Below are 24,868 nucleotides of genomic sequence, written 5' to 3' on the forward strand. Positions count from 1 at the left end.
AAATGAAGGTGTGCCTCTTTAGGATAGTCGCACTGAATCAGGGTTCCGTTTTATTCCACCGCTATGGCGGATTCAGACGTGCACGGCAATCTTCAGCGCTTCCAGGGCCGGCGCTGCGGCGATACCGACTTCGGCACACAGCTCCAGCACTCGCGGCAGGTCATTGCCGTAGACCAGCACCATCTGCAGTTCGTCATCCAGCAACTGGCTGAAATTCATCAGCACATAGCCGCCGTTTTCCGGGTTCATGCTGCCCATCTGGATCTGGATGCGGTTCAAGGCCGTCAAGGCTTCGATCTTCGCCAGCTGCTTGGGCTTGATGTTGAAAGGCACGTCCTTGCCGAAAGACGCGACGATCTGTGCGAACAGATCGACATAAGTGTCGGCCTGAAACAGCACAGTCTCCGGCAGGCTGCCGACCACCACCCACTCGCCCAGGGGAATGGGGAAGCTGTCGTCGTAGTTGATGTCCGGATTGGCCGCCAGGAACGCCTGGGGATCGGCGTAGGCCTGGGCCGCTTCGTCGGCGATCTGCTGGATCTCGGCATCGCCCATGCACCCGGAGCTGATTTTGCTGATGAGTTCGATAAGGGCGGTTTTCATGGGGACATCCTGAAGACAAGGAAATTCGAGGGCGCGAAGGATAGCCTAAAGTGCGCCCCCAGACCTACGCCTGTGACGCGGGCCTGGCGCCCTCGCCCCCTCGGACCTTGACGGCTCAGGCCAGGAGTTTTTCCAGCTGTGCGGCAGTGTCCTGCGCGCCCATGGTCTTGGCGGCTTCCAGGGCACTGACACCATTGCTGTCGCGAGCCTTGGGATCGGCGCCCTGGCTGATCAGGTAGGTGACGATTTCCGTGCGGTTGAACATCGCTGCCATCATCAGCGCGGTACGCCCGTCAAAGGACGAACCTTCCACTTGAGCTCCGCCTTCCACCAGGGCCTTGACCACCGCCAGGTCGCCCTTGAAGGCGGCGCCGGCGATCGGGCTCTGGCCATTGTCGTTGCGGATCTCGGGATCGGCCTGGTGCTTGAGCAGCACTTGCACGGCGTCCACATGCCCGTGATAGGCGGCCAGCATCAGCAAGGTGTCACCCTTGTGGTTGCGCAGGTTGACCGGCAGGCCACTGGCCGCCAGCTTGTCGAGCATCTGTGCGTCACCCTGACGGGCCACGTTGAATACCTGTTCGACAAACTGGGCGGCCTCTTCTTCAGTCATCTGGCGGCTTTTGTCGGTCATCGGAAACTCCAGGTTCGGCAAATCGGAAAGGCGCTAGTTTCCCCAAGCCGGCCGCAGCCTGTCATCCCTTTTTTCCCAAGAGAGACCATAGGCAGAATCAATAACGCAGACGCCCGCCCTGGATATCGGCAAAAATCTGCGGGGTCAGTTGCACATAGGTATCCGACCCGGGAAGCCAGGCATAGACCGGATCGTCGCCGACCCGTTCGAGGTCGAACGCCTGCTCCTTGAGTCGGCTCTTCTGATATTTGAAGGTGCCAGTGGTGTCCATTTTCACCTTGATCCGCAGAAACAGCGGCACCGCGTAAGCCGGAAGCTGCTGTCTGGCATATTGCAGCAACTCACTGAAATCCAGGGTCGCCAGCGACTCCGCCGGGGTAATGGCCACCATCCCGGCACGGCCGTTGGTGTTGTGGATTTCGACGCCATAGGCCACCACCTCGGCCACTTGCGGGTGCCCCAGGAGAATGTTCTCCACCTCGGTGGTGGAGACGTTCTCGCCCTTCCAACGATAGGTGTCCCCCAGCCGATCAACGAACTGCACATGGCCAAAACCGATGTCGCGCAGCAAGTCACCGGTGTTGAAGTAGCAATCGCCCTTCTCGAACACATCCTTGAGGATCACCTTGAGGTTCTTTTCCGGATCGGTGTAGCCATCCAGCGGCGCCTTGTCGTCGATCTTCGCCAACAGCAGGCCCTGACCGCCCTTGGCGACCTTCTGCATGAAACCCTGGCTGTTGCGCAATGGCGCCCCGGTGTCGTGGGCGTACTCCACCAATGCCCAGGGGATCAGGGAAAAACCCACGGTGTTGTCGAAGTTGAGGATATTGCTGAAGCCGATATTGCCGTCGCTGGCCGCGTACAGCTCACAGACATGACCGACGCCGAAACGCTGCTTGAACTCGCTCCAGACTCCCGGACGCAGGCCATTGCCGATCATCTTCAACACGCCATGCTCGGTATCCCGGGCAGTGCTGGGCTGATCGATCAGGTAGCGACACAATTCACCGACATAGCCCACGGTCGTCGCCTTGAACCGACGCGCATCGTCCCAGAACTGACTGGCGCTGAACTTGCGGCGAATGGCGAACCCCGAGGCGCCGGTGATGGCCGAGCCCCAGCAGACGCACAGCCCGGTGGCGTGGTACAGCGGCAAGGTGCAATACACCACGTCGCCGGGCTGCATATCCAGGGCGATGGTGCCGAAGCCGGCAGAGGTGCGCATCCAGCGCCCATGCTTGAAAATCCCCGCCTTGGGCAGGCCCGTGGTGCCGGACGTATAGATGTAGAAGCAAGGGTCGTTGAAGAAGATGCGCTGGGTCTGCAGCAGATTGTCCGCTGGATAACCGGCGCTCTCGGCCATCAGGTTGACCAGGCCGTCCGGAGTCGGTCCAGGGTCAACGAAGGCGTCCTGATCGGCCACGAACCAGGTGCGAGCCGGATCGATACCCACTTGATCGCGCACTGCGGAAAAAGCCGCCAGCAACTCACCACCAACCATGATGCCCACCGGCTTCACCAGTTCCAGGCTGTGTGCCAGCACGCTTTGGGTCTGCGCGGTATTGAGCATCGCGCAGATCCCGCCAAGCTTGGCCACCGCCAGCACCGTGACCAGCAGCTCAGGGCGATTCTCGATGAAAATCGCCAGTACATCGCCCTTGCCGATGCCCTGCTCCCGCAGGTAAGCAGCGATGCGGTTGGCCCATTGGTTGACCTGGGAGTAACTGAGTACCCGATCGCCATACAACAGGGCCGGCCCCTGGGGATTGCGCAGGGTGGCCTGCTCGAAACTCCAGCCCAGCCCACAGGGTTGGTCAGGGTTGTCGATGTTCCCTGCCCTCATGCCTCGCACCACCCGAGGTAGCGCCTTGGCAATGGACGGCACCTTTCGCAGCATCATGCCCCAGGTGATCATGTCGCTCTTGTACTTGTTCATGGTTGCTCCGGTTCGACAGCAAAGGACTGTGCCCGGGCCAGGCCGGGCGTTGGCAACAGCCAGCGCAAGGCTCAACCGGGGTTGGCGACCCAGGGTTCGGCAACCGGCAAGCGAAGACTGCGGGGATCACCCGCAAAGGGATAAAGGCAGGGCAAGTGCAGCGCTGCTGACAGCACCGGCAATAATGCAGTGGGACCGTTCATGGAGGGCGTCCTGTTTCTTATTATTCGTCGGGCAGGATCGCTGGATCGCGCCGCAACACATTCCATGTCGCAGAAACACCTTTCAAACCTGTTCGGCCGGGTCGCCGAGGCAGCATTGAAACGGCGTGACAGGCTGGAAAATACGTCAGCCGTCGCGGGCCTGTACACGGAGTTTTTGCAAACTTTTGTATCTCCCCGCCGGCTATCTCCAGGGCCCTCCAGCCCCGTCCATAAACGATTGAATTTTCTCTCAGGGCCAGCGGTCATAACGCTGAAGCCACGCCCACGGCTAATCGCCGCCAACCTGCAAAATGCAGGATGCACGATGGCCATTCATGCAATTTGCACGAGATTGAAATTTCCTAGAAATTATAAGTTATTGATTTACAAGGATTTTATAAAAAAACAATACTGGCACAATCGCTGCACCTATCACTCCACGCTTGCCCTTCAAGAGCTAACGGAGCTGATAGACATGAGCCTGATCCAAGAAAAGTTTTCTTCCCTGTTCTCCAACTTCGAAGTGACCACTCAACCCCGTCCTGACGGTGGCATCCTGCTCACCCTGCGTAACAGCGAAGGCAAACAGTTCAAGCGTTCGATTTCCTACGCGCAGCTGCATGCCGCCGACCAGCTGTCCTGGGTCATTAGTGCAATTCGTCGTGACTTGGCCGAACAGGCCAGTGAGCTACCACAGATTTCCATGCTGCAAAGCCAGAACCGCTTTGCCTTGCCGACTTACCACTCCGCGTAAGCCACCTTCGGTTTCCTGCTCGGGCCGGCCCACCTTGCGTGGGACCGGCCCGTTGACGTTGATCTTGCCGCTCAATCGTCCAGGCGTGGGAACTGGCTGGCGATAGCGTCGCCGGTCAGGCTGGCCGACCAGCCTTGGGGATTGCTGAACAGGCGGATGGCTACCAGGTGCGGCTCCTCCCCCATATCGAACCAATGGGCAGTGCCCGCTGGCAGCGAAATCAGGTCGTTTCTTTCGCAAAGAACGGCATAGACGTAGTCGTCGATGTGCAGATTTAGCAGTCCACGTCCGGCGACGAATAACCGCACTTCATCCTCGTCATGGCGATGCTCGTCGAGAAAGCTGGCACGCAGCTCGGCTCTTTGTGGATGGTCACGGTTGAGGCTGATCACATCCACGCTGACATCACCCTGCTCGGTCGTCAGCCGATCGATCTGCTCCTGATAGGCCGCAATCACCTCTTCCTGGCTGGCCCCCGGCTCGATCCGCGTCGAGGCTGGCCAACGCTCAAAGCCAATCCCCTGTTCGGCCAAGGTCGCAGCGATATCGTCAAAGTGGGTCAGAACCTTGTTCGGCAGGTCCGGGCTGGATACGTGGTAGACGGACAGGCTGCTCATGACGGCAACTCCTCTTGCATGCGGGTGGCAATGATAACGGCTGCGGCCAGGGCGGCGACGCTAGCAATACTAAAGGTCAATGTGGCGCCCAGGGCGTTCCAGCTGTAGCCGGAATACAGGGCGCCCAAGGCACCTCCGGTTCCCGCCAGGGCGGCGTACAACGCCTGGCCCTGGCCCTGCTGGCGAGCACCAAAACTGCGTTGGACAAAATGGATGGCCGCGGCGTGAAAGCTGCCGAAGGTTGCCGCATGCAGCACCTGCGCCAACAACAGTGCCCCGAGATGCTCCGCCAGGCTGCCCAGCAGCACCCAGCGTAAAGCCGCCAAGAGAAAACTCGCCAGCAACACCCGGCGCACGGAAAATCGCGCCAGAATCCGGCTCATGGCCAGGAACATCAGCACCTCAGCCACCACACCCAGAGCCCAGAGCATGCCGATCAGGCCACGGGTATAGCCCAGGTGCTCCAGGTGCAGGGTCAGGAAGGTGTAGTAAGGACCGTGGCTCATCTGCATCAGGGCCACACACAGGTAGAAGGCCAGCACCCCGGGGCCACGCAACTGCTTGATAAAGCCCTCCCCGGCCAACCGCGGCCCCTGCACCACAGGCTGGGCGTTGGGCACCCACAGGCTGCTGAGCACAATGCCGCCCATGATCGCCACCAGTGCCGCCGGATAGATATCCAGGCTCAGCCACTCGAACAGGCGTCCCAAAGCCACCACGGTAAGAATGAAACCGATGGACCCCCAAAGACGGATCTGGCTGTAGCGTGAGGTCTGCCCCTGCAAGTGCGCCAGGGTGATCACCTCAAACTGCGGCAGGACTGCGTGCCAGAAAAACGCGTGCAGAGCCATGACCATCGCCAGCCAGGCGTAGCTCTTGCTGACGAAGATCAGCGAGAAACAGATCAGGGTGCAGATGGCGCCACAACGCACGATCGCCAGGCGCCGACCAGTGTAGTCCCCCAGCCAGCCCCAAAGATTGGGCGCCACGCAGCGCATGAGCATGGGGATCGCCACCAACTCGCCGATCCGCGCACTGGAAAACCCCAGGTGATCGAAATACAGCGCCAGAAACGGTGCAGTCGACCCCAGCAGGGCGAAATAGAACAGGTAGAAACTGGAAAGCCGCCAGTACGGCAGCGCCGCCACGGTCATCAGACCGTAGCGACTGGCAGAATCGCCATTACAGCTGGCCCAGTACCGGCGTGCTGACGCGCACGTCGGCATTCTGGCCGCGGTGACGCAGCAGGTGATCCAGCAGCACGATGGCCATCATGGCTTCGGCAATTGGGGTGGCGCGAATGCCCACGCAAGGGTCGTGACGGCCCTTGGTGATCACGTCCATAGGATTGCCATCAACGTCGATGGAGCGACCTGGCGTGGTGATGCTGGACGTCGGCTTGAGGGCCAGGTGGGCAACGATCGGCTGCCCCGAGGAGATCCCGCCAAGAATGCCGCCGGCGTTATTGCTGAGGAAACCTTGCGGGGTCAGTTCGTCACGGTGTTCGGTGCCGCGCTGGGCGACGCTGGCGAAACCGGCGCCGATTTCCACGCCCTTGACCGCATTGATGCTCATCAACGCATGAGCCAGTTCGGCATCCAGCCGGTCGAAGATCGGCTCGCCCAGGCCCGGCATCACGCCTTCGGCGACCACGGTGATCTTCGCTCCCACGGAATCCTGATCCCGGCGCAATTGGTCCATGTAGGCTTCAAGCTCCGGAACCTTATCCGGATCGGGGCTGAAGAATGCGTTGTCCTCCACCGAGTCCCAGGTCTTGAAAGGAATCTCGATCGGGCCCAGCTGACTCATGTAACCGCGCACCACGATGCCCTGGCTGGCCAGGTATTTCTTGGCGATGGCCCCGGCCGCCACGCGCATGGCAGTTTCCCGCGCCGAGCTGCGACCGCCGCCACGGTAATCACGAATGCCGTACTTGTGGTGGTAGGTGTAATCGGCGTGAGCCGGACGGAATAGATCCTTGATCGCCGAGTAGTCCTTGGACTTCTGGTCGGTATTGCGGATCAACAGGCCAATGGAACAGCCCGTGGTCTTGCCCTCGAACACCCCGGAAAGGATCTCGACTTCATCGGGTTCCTGGCGCTGGGTGGTGTGACGGCTGGTGCCGGGCTTGCGCCGGTCCAGGTCACGCTGCAGGTCTTCCAGGGACAGCTCGAGGCCCGGCGGGCAGCCGTCGACAATGGCGACCAACGCCGGACCATGGCTTTCGCCCGCGGTGGTGACAGTGAACAGCTTGCCGTAGGTATTGCCGGACATGCGGGGAGCTCCGTGAAATCAGCCGAAATAACTCAATCAGGATTACTGAAGGGCGCAAGTATACGCAGGCTACCCAACTAGTTCATCCTCGAACCTTCTGCCCCCGCCCGAGTCCAACCGGCACCTTATCCATGATGGCGTGATGATGCTGCGAGTCCTTCTCTTGAGCCTTTCCCTGTTCACCGGCCTGGTCAACGCGGCCGTCCTGCAACGCCCCGTAAGCCTGGACACCGGCCACGGCGAGCTGTATGGCTCGATGCTGCTGCCCAAATCTGCGCAGCCGGTGCCGGTGGTGCTAATCATCTCAGGCTCCGGCCCCACCGACCGCGACGGCAACAACCCCGACGGCGGGCGCAACGATAGCCTCAAGCGCCTGGCCTGGGTGCTGGCCAAGCACAACATCGCCAGCGTGCGCTACGACAAGCGCGGTGTAGCGGCCAGCCTCGCGGCGACCCCGGATGAACGCAACCTGACCCTCGACGCCTATGTGGCCGACGCCGTGGCCTGGGGCAAGCAGCTCAAGGCCGACCCGCGCCTGGGCCAACTGATCGTGCTGGGCCATAGCGAGGGTGCGCTGATCGCCAGCCTAGCCGCCGCCCAACTGGACGCCGCCGGTGTGATTTCCATCTCCGGCACCGCCCGCCCCGTGGATCAGGTGCTGCGCCAGCAACTGAGTTATCGCCTGCCGCCGGCGCTGATGGTGCGCAGCAATGAACTGCTGGACAGCCTCAAGGCCGGTCAGGTTGACAACGATGTGCCACCAGCCCTGCAAGTGATCTTCCGCCCCAGCGTGCAACCCTATCTGATCACCCTGTTCCGCGAGGACCCGGCCGCCGCTTTCGCCCGCCTGAAAATGCCGGCGCTGATCATTCAGGGCAGCAATGATATCCAGGTCAGCGTCGACGACGCCCGGGTGCTCAAGGCGGCAAAACCGGATGCTCAACTGACCTTGATCGACGGCATGAACCATGTTCTGCGTATCGTACCCAACGATCTCAAGCGCCAATTGGCGTCCTACAAGGACCCGCAATTGCCCCTGGCGGCGGAACTGGGCCGATCCATCATCAGTTTTATTGACGGACTTCACACCCGTTAGGCTGTTTTTACCCTCCAGTCCTGAAAAAAACGGCCGATAAGCCTTTGCCGGCCGTTCGATTGCTGTCGGCGCGCAGCGATTGGACAGGACTTGCCGTTATGACTGATACCTCGAATTCACCCGCCACCGAGCAGGAAGCCGCCGTACCGGAAGCGGCGCCGTTGCCGTGGGCGGACGTCCAGGCTGAACATCACAAGATGCTGCGCCTGGCGCCCCTGCAGACCGATCGCGTCACCGGCGGGCGCCCTTTGCGTTTTGTCGAGTTCGGTTATGCCGAACGCAACAACAAAGAGCACAGCCTGCTGCGCATGACCATCAGCCTGCCCGGCCAGCGGGTGCGCAAGGAACAGAATCACCTGGATGTCTGGGTCGAGCACGACACCCACCGGGTGCACTTCGAGCCCGAAGGCGGGCTGCAGATCGAACCACTGAACCGTGGCATCGGACGCTTCCTGCTGGCCCAGGCCGCGCAGTGGGCGCAGAAGAAGTGGCCGCACTACCGGGTCGACGGCTTCGAGCTCGCTAACAAGGACGCCCTCAATGAGGACACTCGCCTGCGCCGCGATCATGTGCTGCGTACCCAGGGCTTCGACGTGGTGTATGCCGATGCCCAGCATCTCAAGGGCAGCGTCAAGGATGTTCAAGTGGGCGAGCTGCTGAGCCAGTGGAACACCGAGAAACTGCAGTTCGTGGAGATACTGGAAGCCGCACAGATGCTCCAGCAGGCCGAGCAGAACCTGGAGGAGCTGGAAGTCAAACTGCGCAAGCAGGAAGAGAAAGTCACCAAATACAAACGTGAAGACACCGGTCTGCGCTTCACCATCACCTGCCTGGTGGCCTTCGCGGTCTTCCAGGCGGGGCTGCTGATCTGGATTGCGACTCACCGCTGAGTCGCGACCTCTTCAGGGATCAAGGCCCGCCTTGCGCGGGCCGGCACATGGCTCAGGCGCGGGCGGCGAACAGCGCCTGATGCTCGCGGCACTGCTCCGCAGTGAGCATGAATACACCGTGACCGCCGCGTTCGAAGTCCAGCCAGGCGAAGTCGACTTCGGGGTACAGCGCCTCGACGTGCACCTGGCTATTGCCCACTTCGACAATCAGCAAGCCTTTCTCGGTCAGGTGATCAGCGGCCTGGGCCAGCATGCGCCGCACCAGATTCAGACCATCATCACCACAGGCCAGGCCCAGCTCGGGCTCATGCTGGTACTCGTCCGGCATGTCGGCAAAATCTTCGGCATCGACATAAGGCGGGTTGGAAACGATCAGGTCGAAGCGCTGCCCCGGCAAGCCATCGAAACCATCGCCCTGCACGGTGAACACCCGCTCGTCGACACCGTGGCGCTCAATGTTCTGGTTGGCCACTTCCAGGGCTTCGAAGGACAGGTCGGCCAGCACCACTTCGGCCTCGCGGAACTCATAGGCACAGGCGATGCCGATGCAACCGGAGCCGGTGCACAGATCGAGAATCCGCGCAGGCTCAGTGCCCAGCCAGGGTTCGAAGCGTTTCTCGATCAACTCGCCGATGGGCGAGCGGGGAATCAGCACACGCTCGTCAACGATGAACGACATGCCGCAGAACCAGGCCTCGCCCAACAGATAGGCTGTGGGCACGCGTTCTTCGATTCGGCGCTTGAGCAAGTGCTGAAGGTGGACCAACTCGTCGTCTTCCAACGCGCAGTCCAGGTAGCTGTCGGCGATTTCCCAGGGCAGATGCAAGGCTCCGAGCACCAATTGGCGGGCCTCGTCCCAGGCGTTGTCGGTACCATGGCCGAAGAACAGATCCTCCCCATGAAAGCGGCTGACAGCCCAGCGGATATGGTCACGCAAGGTGCGAAGGCGGGAAGTGATCACGGGACAGACTCCTGAAAAAACGACCGGCAATTCTAACAGCCAAAGCGCCTGCCGACGACGAATGAAAAACCACCGCCGTACAATCGCCCGACCGACCGCTTTTTGCCCGGCAAGCCAAATACCTTGCCCCTCTTGACAAGGCTGCAGGCCAACAACGGCGCACCTTACGTTAGTAGCGATTCACAGAAGCGCTCCGCCAGAGGACAATGTCGCAAAAGCCCCACTCACAGGAGCCCCAGAATGTCCGTTCCAAAGACGATGTTTCAACTCAGCGGTCGTGGTTATGCAGCGGCCAATTTGAGCCACGCGACCCTTGTGATCATCGACGCCCAGAAAGAGTACCTCAGCGGCCCCCTGGCCCTGTCCGGCATGGACAAGGCAGTGGCCAACATCGGCCAACTGCTGGCCGCAGCCCGGGCTGCCGGCCGGCCCATTGTGCATGTGCGCCATCTTGGCACTGTCGGCGGCCTGTTCGACCCTCAGGGCGAGCGCGGCGAATTCATCCCCGGCCTTGAGCCCCAAGGCGACGAGACCATCATCGGCAAGCTGCTGCCCAGTGCCTTCCACGGCACCGAACTGGAAAAGCGCCTGCAGGATCTGGGCTCCCTGGACCTGATCGTCGCCGGTTTCATGAGCCACTCCAGCGTCAGCACCACCGTGCGAGCAGCGAAGAACCTTGGATTCCGTTGCACCCTGGTGGAGGACGCCTGTGCCACCCGTGACCTGCCCTACAAGGGCGGCATTCTCAGCGCCGAGCATGTTCAGCAGACTGAAATGGCGATCATGGCCGACAACTTTGCCACTCTCGCCCAGACCGCAAGCCTGATCTGACCAGCCTTGGTGAGCGGCTGGCGGGCCGCTCATCCATAAACGCCTCGCATTTGCAGCAATTGCCTTAGCCTCAGGAACCACCCGGTCAACTCCCGGTCGAAGGGCCGATACCCATTGAGGAAGGTCGGAATGAAGATATCCGATGGTTTTGACGCACGCCGATTGCGGCCCAAAAGCCCGCGAAACTGGCGCCTGCGCCTAGGGGCTGGATTCTCTGCATTGCTGGCGACCTTCGGCGTGCTGCTGGCCCTGGCCGGGACCGCAAGCCTGCTGGGACGCGCTCCGGCGCTAGGAGAACTCAACGCCAGCCCACTGGGCTCGGCGCTGATCCTGCTGATCGGCCTGCTACTGCTGTACATCGGTGTGCGCCTGTGGCGGCGTTGCCGGCGCCGAATGCGCCAGCCCCTGGCACTGAACATGGCGCCACACCTGATGAAAAAACACGACTGACGACCCTGGGCGCGATTTGCGCGCCTTAAGGTGTTCCGAGTTGGGTAAACTAGCCGCCCTTCGCGGAGGCTGACATGCAAGACGACGATTTTTCCCTGTTCAAAAACGAGATCCGCGGCGTCAAGCCGATCAAGCACGATCGGGCCGACACAGGCAAACCCAAGGCCGACCGCGCACAGATCGCCAAGCTGCGCCAGGCTGCCACAGTGCGTAGCGAGACCACGACGGTGGACGGGCTGTCCGATCAGTTCGTCATCGATGTGGGACCTGAAGATGAGCTGATGTGGGCCCGCGACGGGGTTCAGGAAAGCCAGATGCGCAAGCTGAAAATCGGCCAGATTCCCTTTGAAGGCAGCCTCGACCTGCATGGCATGACCGTGGAAAAGGCCCGCGAAACCCTCTGGGCGTTTCTCGCCGAAGCTACCCGATTCGAGATCCGCTGTGTACGCGTCACCCACGGCAAGGCCGTGCGCCTGGACGGCAAGCGCCCCATGATCAAAAGCCACGTCAACACCTGGCTGCGCCAGCATCCACAAGTGCTGGGCTTCACCTCCTGCCAGGCTAAACATGGCGGCACTGGCGCGCTGTACGTCATGCTCAAACGCACCATGATGGAAGGCCGCGACGAATAAAGCCGCTGCACTAAGCTTGCAGCGCCGTGTCTGCCACCGTACCCTTGCCCTTTGCGTAAAATCCCACAGGTAGTTTCATGTCCCTGGAACAGAATTACACCGCGATCCTCGGCCAACTGGGCGAGGACGTCTCCCGCGAGGGCCTGCTCGATACGCCCAAGCGTGCCGCCAAAGCCATGCAGTACCTTTGCCGCGGTTATGCCCAAACCCTGGAAGAAGTCACCAACGGTGCCTTGTTCAGCTCTGACAACAGCGAAATGGTGCTGGTCAAGGACATCGAGCTCTACTCGCTGTGCGAACACCATCTGCTGCCATTCATCGGCAAAGCTCACGTTGCCTACATTCCCAGCGGCAAGGTCCTGGGGCTGTCAAAAGTCGCGCGCATCGTCGACATGTATGCCCGTCGCCTGCAGATCCAGGAAAACCTCAGCCGGCAAATCGCCGACGCCGTTCAGCAAGTGACCGGCGCTCTGGGGGTTGCAGTGGTGATCGAGGCCAAGCACATGTGCATGATGATGCGCGGTGTGGAAAAGCAGAATTCGTCGATGATCACTTCGGTGATGCTGGGCGAGTTCCGCGAAAATGCCGCGACTCGCAGCGAGTTCCTCAGCCTGATCAAGTAACAGGCCCTGAGTGAAAAAACCGGCGTTGATCGCCGGTTTTTTTCGTCCGGCAAAAATCAGGTAAGCTGCCGCCCCTTCATTCATGGGCAAGAGGCAATACCGTGATCGTCAAAGCGCTGCGAGTCGGCCTGGGCCAACTCATCATTTTCATCGACTTCATCACCCGCCCGCGCAAGCAGAAGCGCGCTGCCGCCGCTCAAGCGCAAGTCGAGCAGGCCGCCAAGGGCCTGACCCTGTATCAGTTCCACGCCTGCCCGTTCTGCGTGAAGACCCGCCGTACCCTGCACCGCCTGAACGTACCGGTGGCCCTGCGCGACGCCAAGAACAACGAGCAGGATCGCCAGACCCTGCTGGAGCAGGGCGGCAAGATCAAGGTGCCATGCCTGCGTATCGAAGAGAACGGCCAGACCACCTGGATGTATGAATCCAAGGTGATCATCGATTACCTGAACCAGCGCTTCTCGGCGGCCTGAAGCCTCTCCCCGGGACGATGCTGTCCCGGGTCAGTTGCCCCCTCGGAAAATCCGCTCAATCGAACATCCCGACATGCCGCGGATGGCTCTGTACGCGCTGGACCCAGGCCTGGATACCCGGATAGCGGGTCAGATCGAAACCGCCTTCATGGGCCACATGGGTGTAGGCATACAGCGCAATATCGGCAATGGAATAGTGCTCGCCCACCAGATACGGCGTGCGGCTCAATTGTTTTTCCATCACATCCAGCGCCTTGTAGCCACGCTTGTGCAGCTTCAGGTATTCGTCCCGGCGCTCTTCGGGCAAGCCCTCGTACTGTTCAATGAAGCGCGCCACCGCGATGTAAGGCTCGTGGCTGTACTGCTCGAAGAACTGCCATTGCAGGACCTGGGTGCGCAGGCGCGGTTCGCTGGGCAGGAATTCGCTGCCGTCGGCCAGAAAGTTGAGAATCGCGTTGGACTCCCACAGGCAGGTGCCGTCTTCCAGCTCCAGCACCGGTATCTTGCCGTTGGGATTCTTTGCCAGGAAGGCTTCGGTCTGGGTATCGCCTCCGAGAATGTCCACCGCCTGCCACTCATAAGGCAGCCCCAGAAGACTGAGCATCAGCTTGATCTTGTAGCAGTTGCCCGAACGGTAATCGCCATAAACCTTGTACATGGCCCTCCCCTTAGGCTGCCTGTGCAGCCTGTGCTTGACGTATCACGGTGGCCAGCCGCTTGAGGCCTTCGTCCAGCCGTGCCGGATCGATATGGCTAAAATTCAACCGCAGATGCCCATGATTGCGCTCCGGTTCAGAGAAGAACGGTTCGCCGGGCATGAAAGTCACGTCTTGTTCCAACGCGGACTTGAGCAAAGTGCGGGTATCCAGGGGTTGTTTCAAGCTCAACCAGAAAAACAGACCGCCCTGGGGCACCTGCCAGTCCGCCAGATCGGCGAAATGAGTCTGAAGCGCGACCTGAAAGGCATCACGGCGCAGGCGGTAGAAACTGCGCAGTTCACCCAGGTGCTGCTGGAACTGATCGCTGCCGATCCACTGCATGGCCTGCCACTGGCCGACGCGATTGGTGTGCAGGTCCGCGGACTGTTTCAGGCGCAGCAGATGAGGGAAAAGGTCCGGGCTGGCGATCAGGTAGCCAACCCGCAATCCCGGGAGCAGGGTCTTCGACACGGTGCCGGTGTAGATCCAACTGGCCTTTTTCAGGCGGCTGACAATGGGGGTCGCGCTGCCACCGTCGAAGGTCAGCTCGCGATAGGGCTCGTCCTCGATCAGGGTCACGCCGAACTCGTCCAGCAGGGCCGCCACCGCCTCGCGCTTGGCTTCGCTGTAGCGCACCGCCGAAGGATTCTGGAAGGTCGGAATCAGGTAGACGAAGGCTGGACGATGCTGTTCCAGGCGAGCGCGCATCTGCGCTAGATCCGGACCGTCCGACTCCAATGGCACCGTCAGGCAGTCGGCACCGAACAACTGGAAGATCTGCAGGGCAGCCAGATAGGTCGGAGCCTCCAACAGGATCTGGGTGCCCTTGTCGATGTACAGCTTGGCCGCCAGATCAAGGGTCTGCTGGGAGCCACTGACCACCAGGACCTGGCTCGCCTCGCAAGGCACGCCGAGCTTGCGCGCCTCGGCAGCCAGGGCTTCACGCAACGACGGCTCGCCTTCACTCATGCCGTATTGCCCCATGGACAAGGGCATGTCTTGCCACTGCACCTTGGGCAGCATCACCTCGGCCGGCAGCCCTCCAGCGAACGACATCACTTCCGGGCGCTGGGCCGCGGCAAGGATTTCACGGATCAAGGAGCTTTTGAGGCGCGATACACGTTCGGAGAAGGCCATGGAGGTCACCGCTAGCAAAGGTCGGAGGAAATACGTCAAACTGCTTGACCGAAATTACGCCGACTCTTGCAGATACGTCAATATGCTTGACCTTAAAAACCAGACCTCGCAACAAGCCGCCATGGAAGCCTTCTTCTTTGGCTATCAGGCCTTTACCGCCAAGGCCGACGAAATGCTCGAACGCCGAGGCTTGAGTCGCGTGCACCAGCGCATCGTGTTTTTCATTGCCCGCTACCCCGGCCTGAGTGTGAAAGAACTGCTCACGCTGCTGGGGGTAAGCAAGCAAGCGCTGAATACGCCTTTGCGCCAACTCATGGAAATGCACCTGGTAGACAGCATCGCCCCAGCCAGCGACAAACGAAAACGCCTGTTGCAACTGACCGACGATGGCGCGCGCTTTGAACACTCCCTGCGTCGCGAACAGGTAAAACTGCTGCAACGGGCCTTCGCCGAAGCCGGAGAAAGTGCGGTCAATGGCTGGCTGGCAGTAAACCAGGCCCTGGCGGGAAAACCTGCAGACGACTGATAGCCCCTTCCTCTCGGCGCGCCCTCCCAGGCCGCCGAACAGACTCTGACCTACCCTCCGCACTGCCCGGCATAAAGGGCGATGGTGATATAGCCAAGTCCTCAGATTTTTCGCACACAAAACCAAAAACATTATTTGCTTTCTTTGTATACAAAAGCATAATTCGCCACGTGTGAGTTCTTGACCCAAAGGTCAACAAACCCCACAAGCCCTGCCTGCCTCAAAGAGCCGCTGCCCACCCTCCCGTGCCCGGTTCTGGAAAAAACAATAAAACTCTTGAGGAGTACTCGCTGTGGAAAGCCGCAAATCCGAAGCCTCTCCGCTGGACCTCTCGCCCTCGCTGAACAGCGGCTGGCTGGAGCGCATCTTCAAACTCAGGTTGCATGGCACCACGGTGAAGACCGAGCTGATTGCCGGTGTGACAACCTTCATCACCATGGCTTACATCATCTTCGTCAATCCCAACATCATGGCCGACGCCGGCATCGACCACGGCGCCGCCTTCGTTGCCACCTGCATCGCTGCCGCCCTGGGCTGCCTGCTAATGGGCCTGTATGCCAACTGGCCAGTGGGCATGGCCCCGGGCATGGGTCTCAACGCCTTCTTCACTTACACCGTGGTCGGCACCATGGGCTACAACTGGGAAACCGCACTCGGCGCGGTATTCATCTCCGGTGTGCTGTTCATGATCCTGACCTTGTCGCGGATTCGTGAATGGCTGCTCAACAGCATTCCGGTGAGCTTGCGCTTCGCCATGGGAGCGGGTGTCGGGCTGTTTCTCGGACTGATCGGGTTGAAAACGGCGGGCATCATCGTCGACAGCCCGGCCACCCTGCTCAAGCTCGGCTCCCTGCGTGAACCGGGTCCGCTGCTGGCGGCCATCTGCTTTCTGATGATCGCGGTGCTCAGCTACCACCGAGTGTTCGGCGCAATCCTCATCAGCATCATCGCCGTGACCCTGGCCGGCTGGGGCCTGGGGCTGGTGCACTACAACGGCATCCTGTCCACCCCGCCGAGCCTGGCGCCTACCTGGATGGCCATGGATGTTGCCGGGGTGTTCAACGTCAGCATGATCAGCGTGGTACTGGCCTTCCTCTTCGTGCACATGTTCGACACTGCCGGCACCCTGATGGGCGTGGCCCAGCGTGCCGGCCTGGTGAAGGCCGACGGCAAGATCGAGAATCTCTCGCGCGCCCTCAAGGCCGACAGTGCTTCAAGCGTCTTCGGCGCAGTAGTCGGGGTGCCGCCGGTGACCAGCTACGTGGAAAGTGCCGCCGGTGTGGCCGCGGGCGGGCGGACTGGCCTTACCGCCGTCACCGTAGGTGTGCTATTTGTTGCCGCCATGTTCTTTGCGCCGCTGGCAGGCATGATCCCTGCTTACGCCACAGCAGGTGCCTTGATCTACGTTGCGATGCTGATGATGGGCGGCATGGCCCATATCAACTGGGACGAAGCCACCGACAGCATTCCGGCGATTGTCACGGCAATCATGATGCCCCTGACCTTTTCCGTCGCCGATGGCATTGCCCTGGGTTTCATCACCTATGTGGTACTAAAGGCAGGAACGGGCAAGCACAAGGAAATTTCCATCAGCCTGTATGTGCTGTGTGCGATCTTCATCGCCAAGTTCATTTTCTTGTAAGCCGCACCTGCTCTCACCCGCCCCATCCCTTCGGATGGGGTTTTTGTGTATTTGGAGAATGTAATGAGTCTGGAAACCTGGCTGCTGTTCAGTGGCGCTACCTTGGTAGTGATCCTGATTCCGGGTCCCTTGTCGTTGCTGATGATCAGCAACAGCCTGAACTATGGCCTGCGCCGCTCATACCCGGCCTTTCTCGGCGGGGTCCTGGCCTCGATCTGCCTGTTGAGCGCATCCGCGCTGGGCCTGGGCGCACTGCTGCTGGCTTCGGAGCAACTGTTCAGCGCCCTGAAGATCGTCGGCGCCCTCTATCTGTTCTACCTCGCCTGGCAGAGCTGGCAGCAATCGCGGCAGCTTTCCCACGGCGCGGTGGTACCGGAAGTCGCACTGAAACCGCGCTTTCGTGCACTGTTCGGACGCGCCTTTGTCCTGGGGGCCAGCAACCCGAAGGACATTCTGTTCTTCGCCGCGTTCCTGCCGCAGTTTCTCAATGCCCAGCAGCCCTTCCTACCGCAACTGCTGATCATGGTCGCCACCTGGACCCTGCTGGACCTGACCTGCAAGCTGGCCTACGGCCTCGGTGCCCATGGCGCCGCGCATTACTTGCGCAGCGGCAAGGGCCAAAGCTGGTTCAATCGCATCAGTGCCGGGCTGTTCACGGGAGCTGGAGCCGCATCCCTGTTGAGCCGTTGAGCGCTTCGCCGGCAAGCCGTTTCCTGCACCGCTCAGCCAGGAGCTGGCTTGCCGGCGACGACTTTACAACCGGCGAAAAAAAGCCCGCAGTGTGAGCGGGCAAGGACCAAAGAAGCTATTTGCGCAGGATTCTTGGGGGGAAAGTCCTAGCTTCCTCTGTAGGTCGAATAGCTGTACGGCGAGATCAGCAGCGGCACGTGGTAATGCTCCTGCTCGGCACTGATACCGAACCGCAGCACGACTACATCAAGGAACGCCGGCTGTGGCAGTTGTACACCCCGGGCGCGGTAGTAATCGCCAGCGTGGAAATGCAGTTGGTAAACCCCGGAACGGTAGTCATCGCCCTGCAGCAGCGGCGCATCGCAACGGCCATCGCTGTTGGTCAGGGTGCTGGCGACCAACTCCATCTGCGCCCCTTCAACCCGATACAGCTCGACCTTGATAGCGCTGCCAGGGCAGCCATGTGCGGCGTCCAAAACGTGTGTAGTCAAACGTCCCATTGATTCTGCGTGCCTGTCACAACTGGTGCGCCCAGGCCTCGCGCCTCCCGGAGTCAGTGATTGAAAGAGGGCCACAGCGTTTCGGCGGGTGAAAAGCTGCGGCGAGGCCATGATTAAGACACTTTTCAAAAAAATTGTACACAATAATAATCACAAATATTCACTCCGGTAGCGCTATACCCAGAAGCCTGTGGATTGACCTCAACACCACAGCAGCAGACGACTTGTGATCCATTAGCTGACCATATAGGCAAGTTTCTTGCAGGTGCAGGCCATAGCGACAAAAGCAGAAAAATGCAAAAAATCAGGCTTACAAAGTGAATATAAACTTGTATACAATCAGTCCATCGCAGTGACGCTCACCTGGGTTTCCGGCTTCAGGTTCCGCCACGCCACCGTTATCACGAACAAGAAGGAAGACTGCAGTGAGCGCTGACTACCCTCGCGACCTGATCGGTTATGGCTCTACCCCCCCTCATCCTCACTGGCCAGGCAATGCTCGTGTCGCCCTGTCCTTCGTGCTCAATTACGAAGAAGGCGGCGAACGCAACATCCTTCATGGCGATAAGGAATCGGAAGCTTTCCTGTCGGAAATGGTTTCGGCGCAGCCGCTGCAGGGCGAGCGCAACATGAGCATGGAATCGCTGTACGAGTATGGCAGCCGCGCCGGCGTCTGGCGGATCCTCAAGCTGTTCAAGGAATTCGACATTCCTCTGACCATCTTTGCCGTAGCCATGGCTGCTCAGCGCCATCCGGACGTGATCCGCGCCATGGTCGAGGCCGGCCATGAGATCTGCAGCCACGGCTACCGCTGGATCGACTACCAGTGCATGGACGAAGCCCAGGAACGCGAGCACATGCTCGAGGCGATCCGCATCCTTACCGAAATCACCGGTGAACGCCCACTGGGCTGGTACACCGGCCGTACCGGCCCGAACACCCGACGTCTGGTAATGGAGGAAGGCGGCTTCCTCTATGACTGCGATACCTACGACGACGACCTGCCCTACTGGGAACCCAACAACCCCACCGGCAAGGCGCATCTGGTCATCCCCTACACCCTGGATACCAACGACATGCGTTTCACTCAGGTCCAGGGCTTCAACAAGGGCGACGACTTCTTCCATTACCTCAAAGATGCCTTCGATGTGCTCTATGCCGAAGGTGCCGAAGCCCCGAAGATGCTTTCCATCGGCCTGCACTGTCGACTGATCGGTCGCCCGGCCCGCCTGGCATCCCTCAAGCGCTTCATCGAATACGTCAAAGGCCATGAACAGGTGTGGTTCACCCGTCGTGTCGATATCGCCCGCCACTGGCACCAGACCCATCCTTACCAGGGAGCGGCGAAATGACTGCTTTCCAGAGCCTCAAGCCATCGACCCTGAGCCGTGAAGCCTTCGTCGAGGCTTTCGCCGACATCTATGAACATTCGCCATGGGTGGCTGAAAGAGCCTACGACCTGGGTGTTGACGCCTCCGTCGACCAGATTGAAGGCCTACACCAGCGCATGAGCGATATCCTGCTGAGCGCCGATCACGCCAGCCAGTTGGCGCTGATCAACGCTCACCCGGATCTGGCTGGCAAAGCCGCGGTCCAGGGCCAGTTGACCGAAGCCAGCACCAACGAACAGGCTGGCGCCGGTATTCACCAATGCACAGCCGAAGAGTTCCAACGGTTCACCGAGCTGAACGATGCCTACAAGGCCAAGTTCAAGTTTCCCTTCATCATGGCGGTGAAAGGCAGCAACCGGCACCAGATTCTCGCCGCGTTCGAAACCCGCATCCATAACTCGGTGGACACTGAGTTCAAGTGCGCGCTGGCAGAGATCAACAAGATTGCATTGTTCAGATTGCTGACCCTATAGCGACCCGCTCCTGAGGATAGCCCCGAGAACCTGGATTCCCTCGCGCCACTCCCGGTTCTACGTGCATCCCAAGCCACCTATTTCAAGGCAGACAAGAAGAATGAAAGCTTACGCCGCCCCTTTCGAGAAGTTCGTCAACCTGGCCGATGCGCGCCTGGGCACCAAGATCATCTCGGTCACCGATGACTGGTTCGCTGATGCGAACCGGCTGTTCCAGCCAACCCCGGCTGTCTGGAAGGAAGGCGTGTTCGATGACAACGGCAAGTGGATGGATGGCTGGGAATCCCGTCGCAAGCGCTTCGAAGGCTACGACAGCGCAGTGATCCGCCTGGGCGTGCCGGGCTCGATCAAGGGCGTGGACATCGACACCTCGTTCTTCACCGGCAACTTCCCGCCATCGGCGTCCCTGGAAGCCTGCTTCCTCAGCGAAGGTGAACCTGGCGAAGACACCCAGTGGGTCGAAGTGCTGTCTGCTGTCGAGCTGCAAGGCAACAGCCATCACTACCACGAGATCAACAACGACCAGCCCTTCAGTCACCTGCGCTTCAATATCTATCCGGATGGCGGTGTAGCGCGCCTGCGGGTCTACGGTACGCCGTACCGCGACTGGTCGGCCATCGGTGACAACGAACAAGTCGACCTGGCTGCGGCCCTTAACGGCGGTCGTGCCCTGGCCTGTTCCGACGAACACTTCGGACGCATGGGCAACCTCCTCAACCCGGGCCGCGGCATCAACATGGGCGACGGCTGGGAAACGGCCCGCCGTCGCACTCCCGGCAATGACTGGGTGATCGTCGCCCTGGGCCACGCCGGCGAAATCGAGAAGATCATCGTCGACACCCTGCACTTCAAGGGCAACTACCCGGACAGCTGCTCGATCCAGGGCGCATTCGTCAAGGGCGGCACCGACAGCCAGATCGAAACCCAGAGCCTGTTCTGGCGTGAACTGCTACCCAGCCAGAAGCTGGAAATGCATGCCGAGCACAGCTTTGTCGAGCAGATCAAAGCCCTGGGGCCGATCACCCATATCCGCCTGAACGTGTTTCCGGACGGTGGCGTCAGCCGCTTGCGCCTCCTGGGCAAGGTCGCGAAATAGGACGTCCCCCATCGCAGGCCAGCCCGCACCTGTTGGAGCAAGCTGGCTCGCGATGACCGCAAAACAGACAAAACACACTCAAGATAAGAAGAACAGCATGCGCACATTGATGATTGAACCCCTGAGCAAAGAAGCCTTCGCCCCTTTCGGTGACGTGATCGAAACCGACGGCAGTGATCACTTCATGATCAACAATGGTTCGACCATGCGCTTCCACCGCCTGGCAACGGTTGAAACCGCCCAGCCGGAGGACCAGGCGATCATCAGCATCTTCCGCGCCGACGCGCTGGAAATGCCGTTGACCATCCGCATGCTGGAACGCCATCCGCTGGGCAGCCAGGCCTTCATTCCGCTGCTCGGCAACCCCTTTCTGATCGTGGTCGCGCCACTTGGCGATGAACCTGTATCAGGCTTGGTCCGCGCCTTCGTCAGTAATGGCAGGCAGGGCATCAATTACCATCGCGGCGTCTGGCACCACCCGGTGCTGACGATCGAAAAGCGGGATGACTTCCTGGTGGTTGATCGCAGTGGCAAAGGCAATAACTGCGATGAGCATTTCTTCAAAGAGGATGAGTGTTTGATCCTCGCCCCCCACCAATAAGAGAAGGTCTGATCACCCGACAACAAGGGTGACAGGCAAGAGGTAAAGACTGTGGAAGCACATCTGTTGGAATGGCTCAACCTGAGCGTGCGTTGGGTACATATGATCACTGGTGTGGCCTGGATCGGCGCATCGTTCTATTTCGTCTGGCTGGAGAACAACCTCAATCGCGTCAACCCCAAGGACGGCCTGTCCGGCGACCTCTGGGCGATTCACGGTGGCGGTATCTATCACCTGGAAAAATACAAACTGGCCCCGCCCTCGATGCCGGAGAACCTGCACTGGTTCAAGTGGGAAGCCTACTTCACCTGGCTGTCGGGGATTGCCCTGCTGTGCCTGGTGTTCTACTACAACCCGATGCTCTACCTAGTTGCCCCCGGCAGCGGCCTGAGCGGTCCTGAAGGCGTGGCCATCGGTATCGGCGCGTTGATTGCCGGCTGGTTCGTCTATGACTTCCTCTGCGATTCGCCATTGGGCAAGAAACCTGCCCTGCTCGGCTTCATCCTGTTCGTTCTGCTGATTGCCGCCGCTTACGGTTTCAGCAAAGTGTTCAGCGGCCGTGGCGCATACCTGCATGTGGGCGCCATCATCGGCACCATCATGGTGGGCAACGTGTTCCGCATCATCATGCCGGCCCAGCGCGCACTGGTGGCGGCGATCGCGGAAAACCGCACACCGGACCCGACCCTGCCGGCCAAGGGCCTGCTGCGTTCGCGTCACAACAACTACTTCACCCTGCCTGTGCTGTTCATCATGATCAGCAACCACTTCCCGAGCACCTACGGTAGCCAGTACAACTGGTTGATCCTGGCCGGGATCGCGGTCCTGGCGGTGCTGGTACGTCACTACTTCAACACCCGGCATGACAGCCACAAGTTCGCCTGGACCCTGCCCGTTGCTGCACTGGGCATGATCTGCCTGGCTTACGTGACGGGTCCGACGCCAGCTCCCAGCGCCCCCGAAGTAGCCAAGGCCGCCGGCCAGATCGAGTACCAGCCCCTGCCGGAAACCGCGCTGGGCGGTGGCGCCAAACCCGCGGCGCCAGCCAGCGCAGAAGCCCCGGCGGCTCCAGCGGCAAGTCCGGCACAGGCATCCAGTGCCGGGCCATCCTTCGACAAGGTGCATAACGTGATCCAGGAGCGCTGCACGGTTTGCCATTCGGCCAAGCCCACCAGCCCCCTGTTCAGCACGGCACCGGCCGGGGTGATGTTCGATACCCCGGAACAGATCCGCCTGCAAGCCGCACGTATCCAGGCCCAGTCCGTCGCCAGTCAGATCATGCCATTGGGCAACATCACGCAGATGACCCAACAGGAACGTGAACTGATCGGTGCCTGGATTGCCCAGGGCGCCCAGACCAACTGATCAGCGCCTGTCGCCGGGCCGATTCGCGAGCAAGCTCGCCCCTACAGAACCGGACTCATCTGTAGGGGCGGGCTTGATTGCCATCAGCCGCTCAAGCTTCGCCCGTTGCAGACACGCTGCGCGTAAAGACGCAGCGGTTAAATCACAAGAATAAAAAGATCCGAGGTGTTGCATGTCCGATTCATCCGAACAGTGCGTCCCCGATGCGCCCGCCATTCAGCGTCTGCCCTTCTTGCAACTGATCCTGGTCGGTCTGCAACACGTTCTGCTGATGTACGGCGGTGCAATTGCGGTGCCGCTGATCATCGGACAGGCCGCGGGCCTGAGTCGTGAAGAAATCGCCTTCCTGATCAATGCCGACCTGCTGGTAGCGGGGATCGCCACCATCGTCCAGTCGCTGGGCATCGGCCCCATGGGCATTCGCATGCCGGTGATGATGGGGGCCAGCTTCGCCGCCGTCGGCAGCATGGTGGCCATGGCCGGCATGCCCGGGATCGGCATGCAGGGGATTTTCGGTGCAACCATCGCCGCAGGGTTCTTCGGCATGCTGATTGCGCCGTTCATGTCCAAGGTGGTGCGTTTCTTCCCGCCCCTGGTCACTGGGACGGTCATCACCTCGATCGGTTTGTCACTGTTTCCAGTGGCGGTGAACTGGGCCGGCGGCGGCAGCGCTGCCGCGCAATTCGGGTCCCCCATCTACCTGGCTATCGCCGCGCTGGTGCTGGGCACTATCCTGTTGATCCATCGCTTCATGCGTGGCTTCTGGGTCAATATTTCCGTGCTGATCGGCATGGGCCTGGGCTACATCCTCTGCGGCCTGATCGGCATGGTTGACCTCAGTGGCATGGCCCAGGCGCCCTGGCTGCAGGTGGTCACGCCGCTGCACTTCGGCATGCCGCAGTTCCATCTTGCCCCCATCCTGTCCATGTGCCTGGTGGTGGTGATCATCTTCGTCGAGTCCACCGGGATGTTCCTGGCCCTGGGCAAGATCACCGGCCAGGAGGTCACCCCGCGCATGCTGCGCCGCGGCCTGCTGTGTGATGCCGGGGCGTCGTTCTTCGCCGGGTTCCTCAACACCTTCACCCACTCTTCCTTCGCCCAGAACATCGGCCTGGTGCAGATGACCGGGGTGCGCTGCCGTTCCGTGACCATCGTCGCCGGTGGCCTGCTGATCATCCTCAGCCTGCTGCCCAAGGCGGCGTTCCTGGTGGCCTCGATTCCTCCAGCGGTACTGGGCGGCGCAGCCATCGCCATGTTCGGCATGGTGGCCGCCACCGGGATCAAGATCCTCCAGGAAGCCGACATCGCTGACCGCCGCAATCAGTTGCTGGTGGCTGTGAGCATCGGAATGGGCCTGATTCCCGTGGTCCGCCCGGAGTTCTTTGCCCACCTGCCGCTGTGGATGAGCCCCATCACCCACAGCGGCATTGCCATGGCGACCTTGAGCGCCCTGGTGCTGAACCTGCTGTTCAACATCCTCGGCGGCAGCGAGCGCGCGGCCAACAGCGCCCACCACGCTCATCAGCATTGAGTCGCCCCCCGGGCGCCGGTTCGGCGCCCGGGGGCTGCTGCACCGTTCACGCTTGAATGCGGCGCCCGGCCCCCAGGACCGAGCGCTGCCCACAGACGCCGCGCCTTGACAATAAAAACAAACAGGGAGCACTTCTATGCAGCCTGCCCAGGCCCCTCTGGCGGTGGCCGCTCCATGGCCATTGGCGCCGGCCCAGCGCCCCGATGGCCAGCGATCATTGCCCGGCTACTGCCCTTCATTG

At 60.7% G+C, this 24,868-nt stretch carries 27 protein-coding genes; 17 read left to right on the plus strand and 10 right to left on the minus strand.

Annotated elements, in window-relative coordinates; genetic code table 11:
- Nucleotides 1-72: 72 nt before the first annotated feature.
- The 3 genes from PQT43_RS06440 to PQT43_RS06450 all read right to left on the minus strand — a co-directional run bounded on the left by PQT43_RS06440 (nt 73) and on the right by PQT43_RS06450 (nt 3,173).
- Complete coding sequence (locus tag PQT43_RS06440; protein ID WP_102860820.1) at nt 73-603, minus strand: hypothetical protein; 531 nt, start codon at nt 601-603, stop codon at nt 73-75.
- Nucleotides 604-718: 115 nt separating this feature from the next.
- Nucleotides 719-1,237 (minus strand): ankyrin repeat domain-containing protein, encoded by a 519-nt coding sequence (locus tag PQT43_RS06445; RefSeq protein WP_102880496.1) that lies wholly within the window; start codon nt 1,235-1,237, stop codon nt 719-721.
- 97 nt (nt 1,238-1,334) lie between these two features.
- On the minus strand, nt 1,335-3,173 hold the full coding sequence (locus PQT43_RS06450; protein ID WP_267268712.1) for a long-chain-acyl-CoA synthetase: 1,839 nt from the start codon (nt 3,171-3,173) through the stop codon (nt 1,335-1,337).
- Between the two features lie 678 nt (nt 3,174-3,851).
- Here PQT43_RS06450 and PQT43_RS31210 point away from each other — a divergent pair.
- The gene (locus PQT43_RS31210; protein WP_019093389.1) at nt 3,852-4,130 is read left to right on the plus strand and encodes a DUF3509 domain-containing protein; all 279 of its coding nucleotides are present in this window, start codon (nt 3,852-3,854) and stop codon (nt 4,128-4,130) included.
- Between the two features lie 71 nt (nt 4,131-4,201).
- On the opposite strand, the gene PQT43_RS06460 is transcribed toward PQT43_RS31210, so the two are convergent.
- From PQT43_RS06460 to aroC, 3 genes are read right to left on the minus strand one after another with little or no spacing between them, the layout of a single operon-like run.
- Complete coding sequence (locus PQT43_RS06460) at nt 4,202-4,747, minus strand: 1,2-dihydroxy-3-keto-5-methylthiopentene dioxygenase (protein ID WP_170001881.1); 546 nt, start codon at nt 4,745-4,747, stop codon at nt 4,202-4,204.
- A complete protein-coding gene (locus PQT43_RS06465) occupies nt 4,744-5,901 on the minus strand; it encodes an MFS transporter (RefSeq protein WP_162884078.1) in 1,158 nt (385 codons plus the stop codon). Before PQT43_RS06465 ends, PQT43_RS06460 begins: the two co-directional genes overlap by 4 nt.
- Before the next feature lie 28 nt (nt 5,902-5,929).
- Nucleotides 5,930-7,021, minus strand: a complete 1,092-nt coding sequence (gene aroC / locus PQT43_RS06470) for a chorismate synthase (RefSeq protein ID WP_102880499.1) — start codon at nt 7,019-7,021, stop codon at nt 5,930-5,932.
- A gap of 142 nt (nt 7,022-7,163) precedes the next feature.
- Here aroC and PQT43_RS06475 point away from each other — a divergent pair, with 142 nt between their 5' ends.
- Together PQT43_RS06475 and PQT43_RS06480 are read left to right on the plus strand one after the other, a co-directional pair.
- Nucleotides 7,164-8,117, plus strand: a complete 954-nt coding sequence (locus PQT43_RS06475; RefSeq protein WP_102860815.1) for an alpha/beta hydrolase — start codon at nt 7,164-7,166, stop codon at nt 8,115-8,117.
- Between the two features lie 98 nt (nt 8,118-8,215).
- Nucleotides 8,216-9,007, plus strand: coding sequence for a hypothetical protein (locus PQT43_RS06480; protein ID WP_170001885.1), 792 nt, complete (start codon nt 8,216-8,218; stop codon nt 9,005-9,007).
- Nucleotides 9,008-9,059: 52 nt separating this feature from the next.
- Here PQT43_RS06480 and prmB read toward each other — a convergent pair whose 3' ends face one another.
- Nucleotides 9,060-9,968, minus strand: a complete 909-nt coding sequence (gene prmB, locus PQT43_RS06485; protein WP_102860813.1) for a 50S ribosomal protein L3 N(5)-glutamine methyltransferase — start codon at nt 9,966-9,968, stop codon at nt 9,060-9,062.
- A gap of 240 nt (nt 9,969-10,208) precedes the next feature.
- On the opposite strand from prmB, the gene PQT43_RS06490 reads away from it, so the two are divergent.
- The 5 genes from PQT43_RS06490 (at nt 10,209) to PQT43_RS06510 (ending at nt 12,977) form a co-directional block, all read left to right on the plus strand.
- On the plus strand, nt 10,209-10,799 hold the full coding sequence (locus PQT43_RS06490) for a cysteine hydrolase family protein (RefSeq protein ID WP_016962781.1): 591 nt from the start codon (nt 10,209-10,211) through the stop codon (nt 10,797-10,799).
- Nucleotides 10,800-10,928: 129 nt separating this feature from the next.
- Nucleotides 10,929-11,249, plus strand: coding sequence for a hypothetical protein (locus tag PQT43_RS06495; protein ID WP_102860812.1), 321 nt, complete (start codon nt 10,929-10,931; stop codon nt 11,247-11,249).
- 74 nt (nt 11,250-11,323) lie between these two features.
- Nucleotides 11,324-11,881: a Smr/MutS family protein gene (locus PQT43_RS06500; RefSeq protein WP_060840489.1), complete on the plus strand. Its 558-nt coding sequence runs from the start codon at nt 11,324-11,326 to the stop codon at nt 11,879-11,881.
- A 77-nt stretch (nt 11,882-11,958) separates the two neighbouring features.
- Complete coding sequence (gene folE, locus PQT43_RS06505; protein WP_011062625.1) at nt 11,959-12,504, plus strand: GTP cyclohydrolase I FolE; 546 nt, start codon at nt 11,959-11,961, stop codon at nt 12,502-12,504.
- 101 nt (nt 12,505-12,605) lie between these two features.
- Nucleotides 12,606-12,977, plus strand: a complete 372-nt coding sequence (locus PQT43_RS06510) for a glutathione S-transferase N-terminal domain-containing protein (protein WP_102860811.1) — start codon at nt 12,606-12,608, stop codon at nt 12,975-12,977.
- Between the two features lie 55 nt (nt 12,978-13,032).
- Here the strand turns inward: PQT43_RS06510 and PQT43_RS06515 are convergent, their stop codons facing one another.
- Nucleotides 13,033-13,635 (minus strand): glutathione S-transferase family protein, encoded by a 603-nt coding sequence (locus tag PQT43_RS06515; protein WP_102860810.1) that lies wholly within the window; start codon nt 13,633-13,635, stop codon nt 13,033-13,035.
- 10 nt (nt 13,636-13,645) lie between these two features.
- Nucleotides 13,646-14,812, minus strand: coding sequence for an aminotransferase-like domain-containing protein (locus PQT43_RS06520; protein ID WP_253084726.1), 1,167 nt, complete (start codon nt 14,810-14,812; stop codon nt 13,646-13,648).
- An 82-nt stretch (nt 14,813-14,894) separates the two neighbouring features.
- On the opposite strand from PQT43_RS06520, the gene PQT43_RS06525 reads away from it, so the two are divergent.
- From PQT43_RS06525 to PQT43_RS06535, 3 genes are all read left to right on the plus strand, one after another.
- Nucleotides 14,895-15,338 (plus strand): MarR family transcriptional regulator, encoded by a 444-nt coding sequence (locus PQT43_RS06525; RefSeq protein ID WP_102860808.1) that lies wholly within the window; start codon nt 14,895-14,897, stop codon nt 15,336-15,338.
- Nucleotides 15,339-15,630: 292 nt separating this feature from the next.
- Nucleotides 15,631-16,980, plus strand: a complete 1,350-nt coding sequence (locus PQT43_RS06530) for an NCS2 family permease (protein WP_253084725.1) — start codon at nt 15,631-15,633, stop codon at nt 16,978-16,980.
- Between the two features lie 63 nt (nt 16,981-17,043).
- The gene (locus PQT43_RS06535) at nt 17,044-17,670 is read left to right on the plus strand and encodes a LysE family translocator (protein WP_123394162.1); all 627 of its coding nucleotides are present in this window, start codon (nt 17,044-17,046) and stop codon (nt 17,668-17,670) included.
- Nucleotides 17,671-17,816: 146 nt separating this feature from the next.
- Here PQT43_RS06535 and uraH read toward each other — a convergent pair whose 3' ends face one another.
- Nucleotides 17,817-18,170: a hydroxyisourate hydrolase gene (gene uraH / locus PQT43_RS06540; protein WP_110594648.1), complete on the minus strand. Its 354-nt coding sequence runs from the start codon at nt 18,168-18,170 to the stop codon at nt 17,817-17,819.
- A gap of 425 nt (nt 18,171-18,595) precedes the next feature.
- Between uraH and puuE the strand changes: the two genes are divergently transcribed.
- The 6 genes from puuE (at nt 18,596) to PQT43_RS06570 (ending at nt 24,627) form a co-directional block, all read left to right on the plus strand.
- Nucleotides 18,596-19,522, plus strand: coding sequence for an allantoinase PuuE (gene puuE / locus PQT43_RS06545; protein ID WP_272753615.1), 927 nt, complete (start codon nt 18,596-18,598; stop codon nt 19,520-19,522).
- Nucleotides 19,519-20,034, plus strand: a complete 516-nt coding sequence (gene uraD / locus PQT43_RS06550) for a 2-oxo-4-hydroxy-4-carboxy-5-ureidoimidazoline decarboxylase (RefSeq protein ID WP_102860803.1) — start codon at nt 19,519-19,521, stop codon at nt 20,032-20,034. The genes puuE and uraD overlap by 4 nt, the downstream gene beginning before the upstream one ends.
- A gap of 100 nt (nt 20,035-20,134) precedes the next feature.
- On the plus strand, nt 20,135-21,130 hold the full coding sequence (gene alc / locus PQT43_RS06555) for an allantoicase (protein ID WP_102880510.1): 996 nt from the start codon (nt 20,135-20,137) through the stop codon (nt 21,128-21,130).
- A gap of 97 nt (nt 21,131-21,227) precedes the next feature.
- Nucleotides 21,228-21,731, plus strand: a complete 504-nt coding sequence (locus PQT43_RS06560; protein ID WP_102880511.1) for an ureidoglycolate lyase — start codon at nt 21,228-21,230, stop codon at nt 21,729-21,731.
- 51 nt (nt 21,732-21,782) lie between these two features.
- Complete coding sequence (locus PQT43_RS06565; protein ID WP_170001889.1) at nt 21,783-23,096, plus strand: urate hydroxylase PuuD; 1,314 nt, start codon at nt 21,783-21,785, stop codon at nt 23,094-23,096.
- A 172-nt stretch (nt 23,097-23,268) separates the two neighbouring features.
- Nucleotides 23,269-24,627: a nucleobase:cation symporter-2 family protein gene (locus tag PQT43_RS06570; RefSeq protein ID WP_102860799.1), complete on the plus strand. Its 1,359-nt coding sequence runs from the start codon at nt 23,269-23,271 to the stop codon at nt 24,625-24,627.
- The last annotated feature ends 241 nt before the right edge of the window (nt 24,628-24,868 follow it).

Origin of the sequence: Pseudomonas sp. BLCC-B112 (assembly GCF_028550695.1) — a bacterium.
In the GTDB taxonomy this organism is placed as follows: domain Bacteria; phylum Pseudomonadota; class Gammaproteobacteria; order Pseudomonadales; family Pseudomonadaceae; genus Aquipseudomonas; species Aquipseudomonas danubii.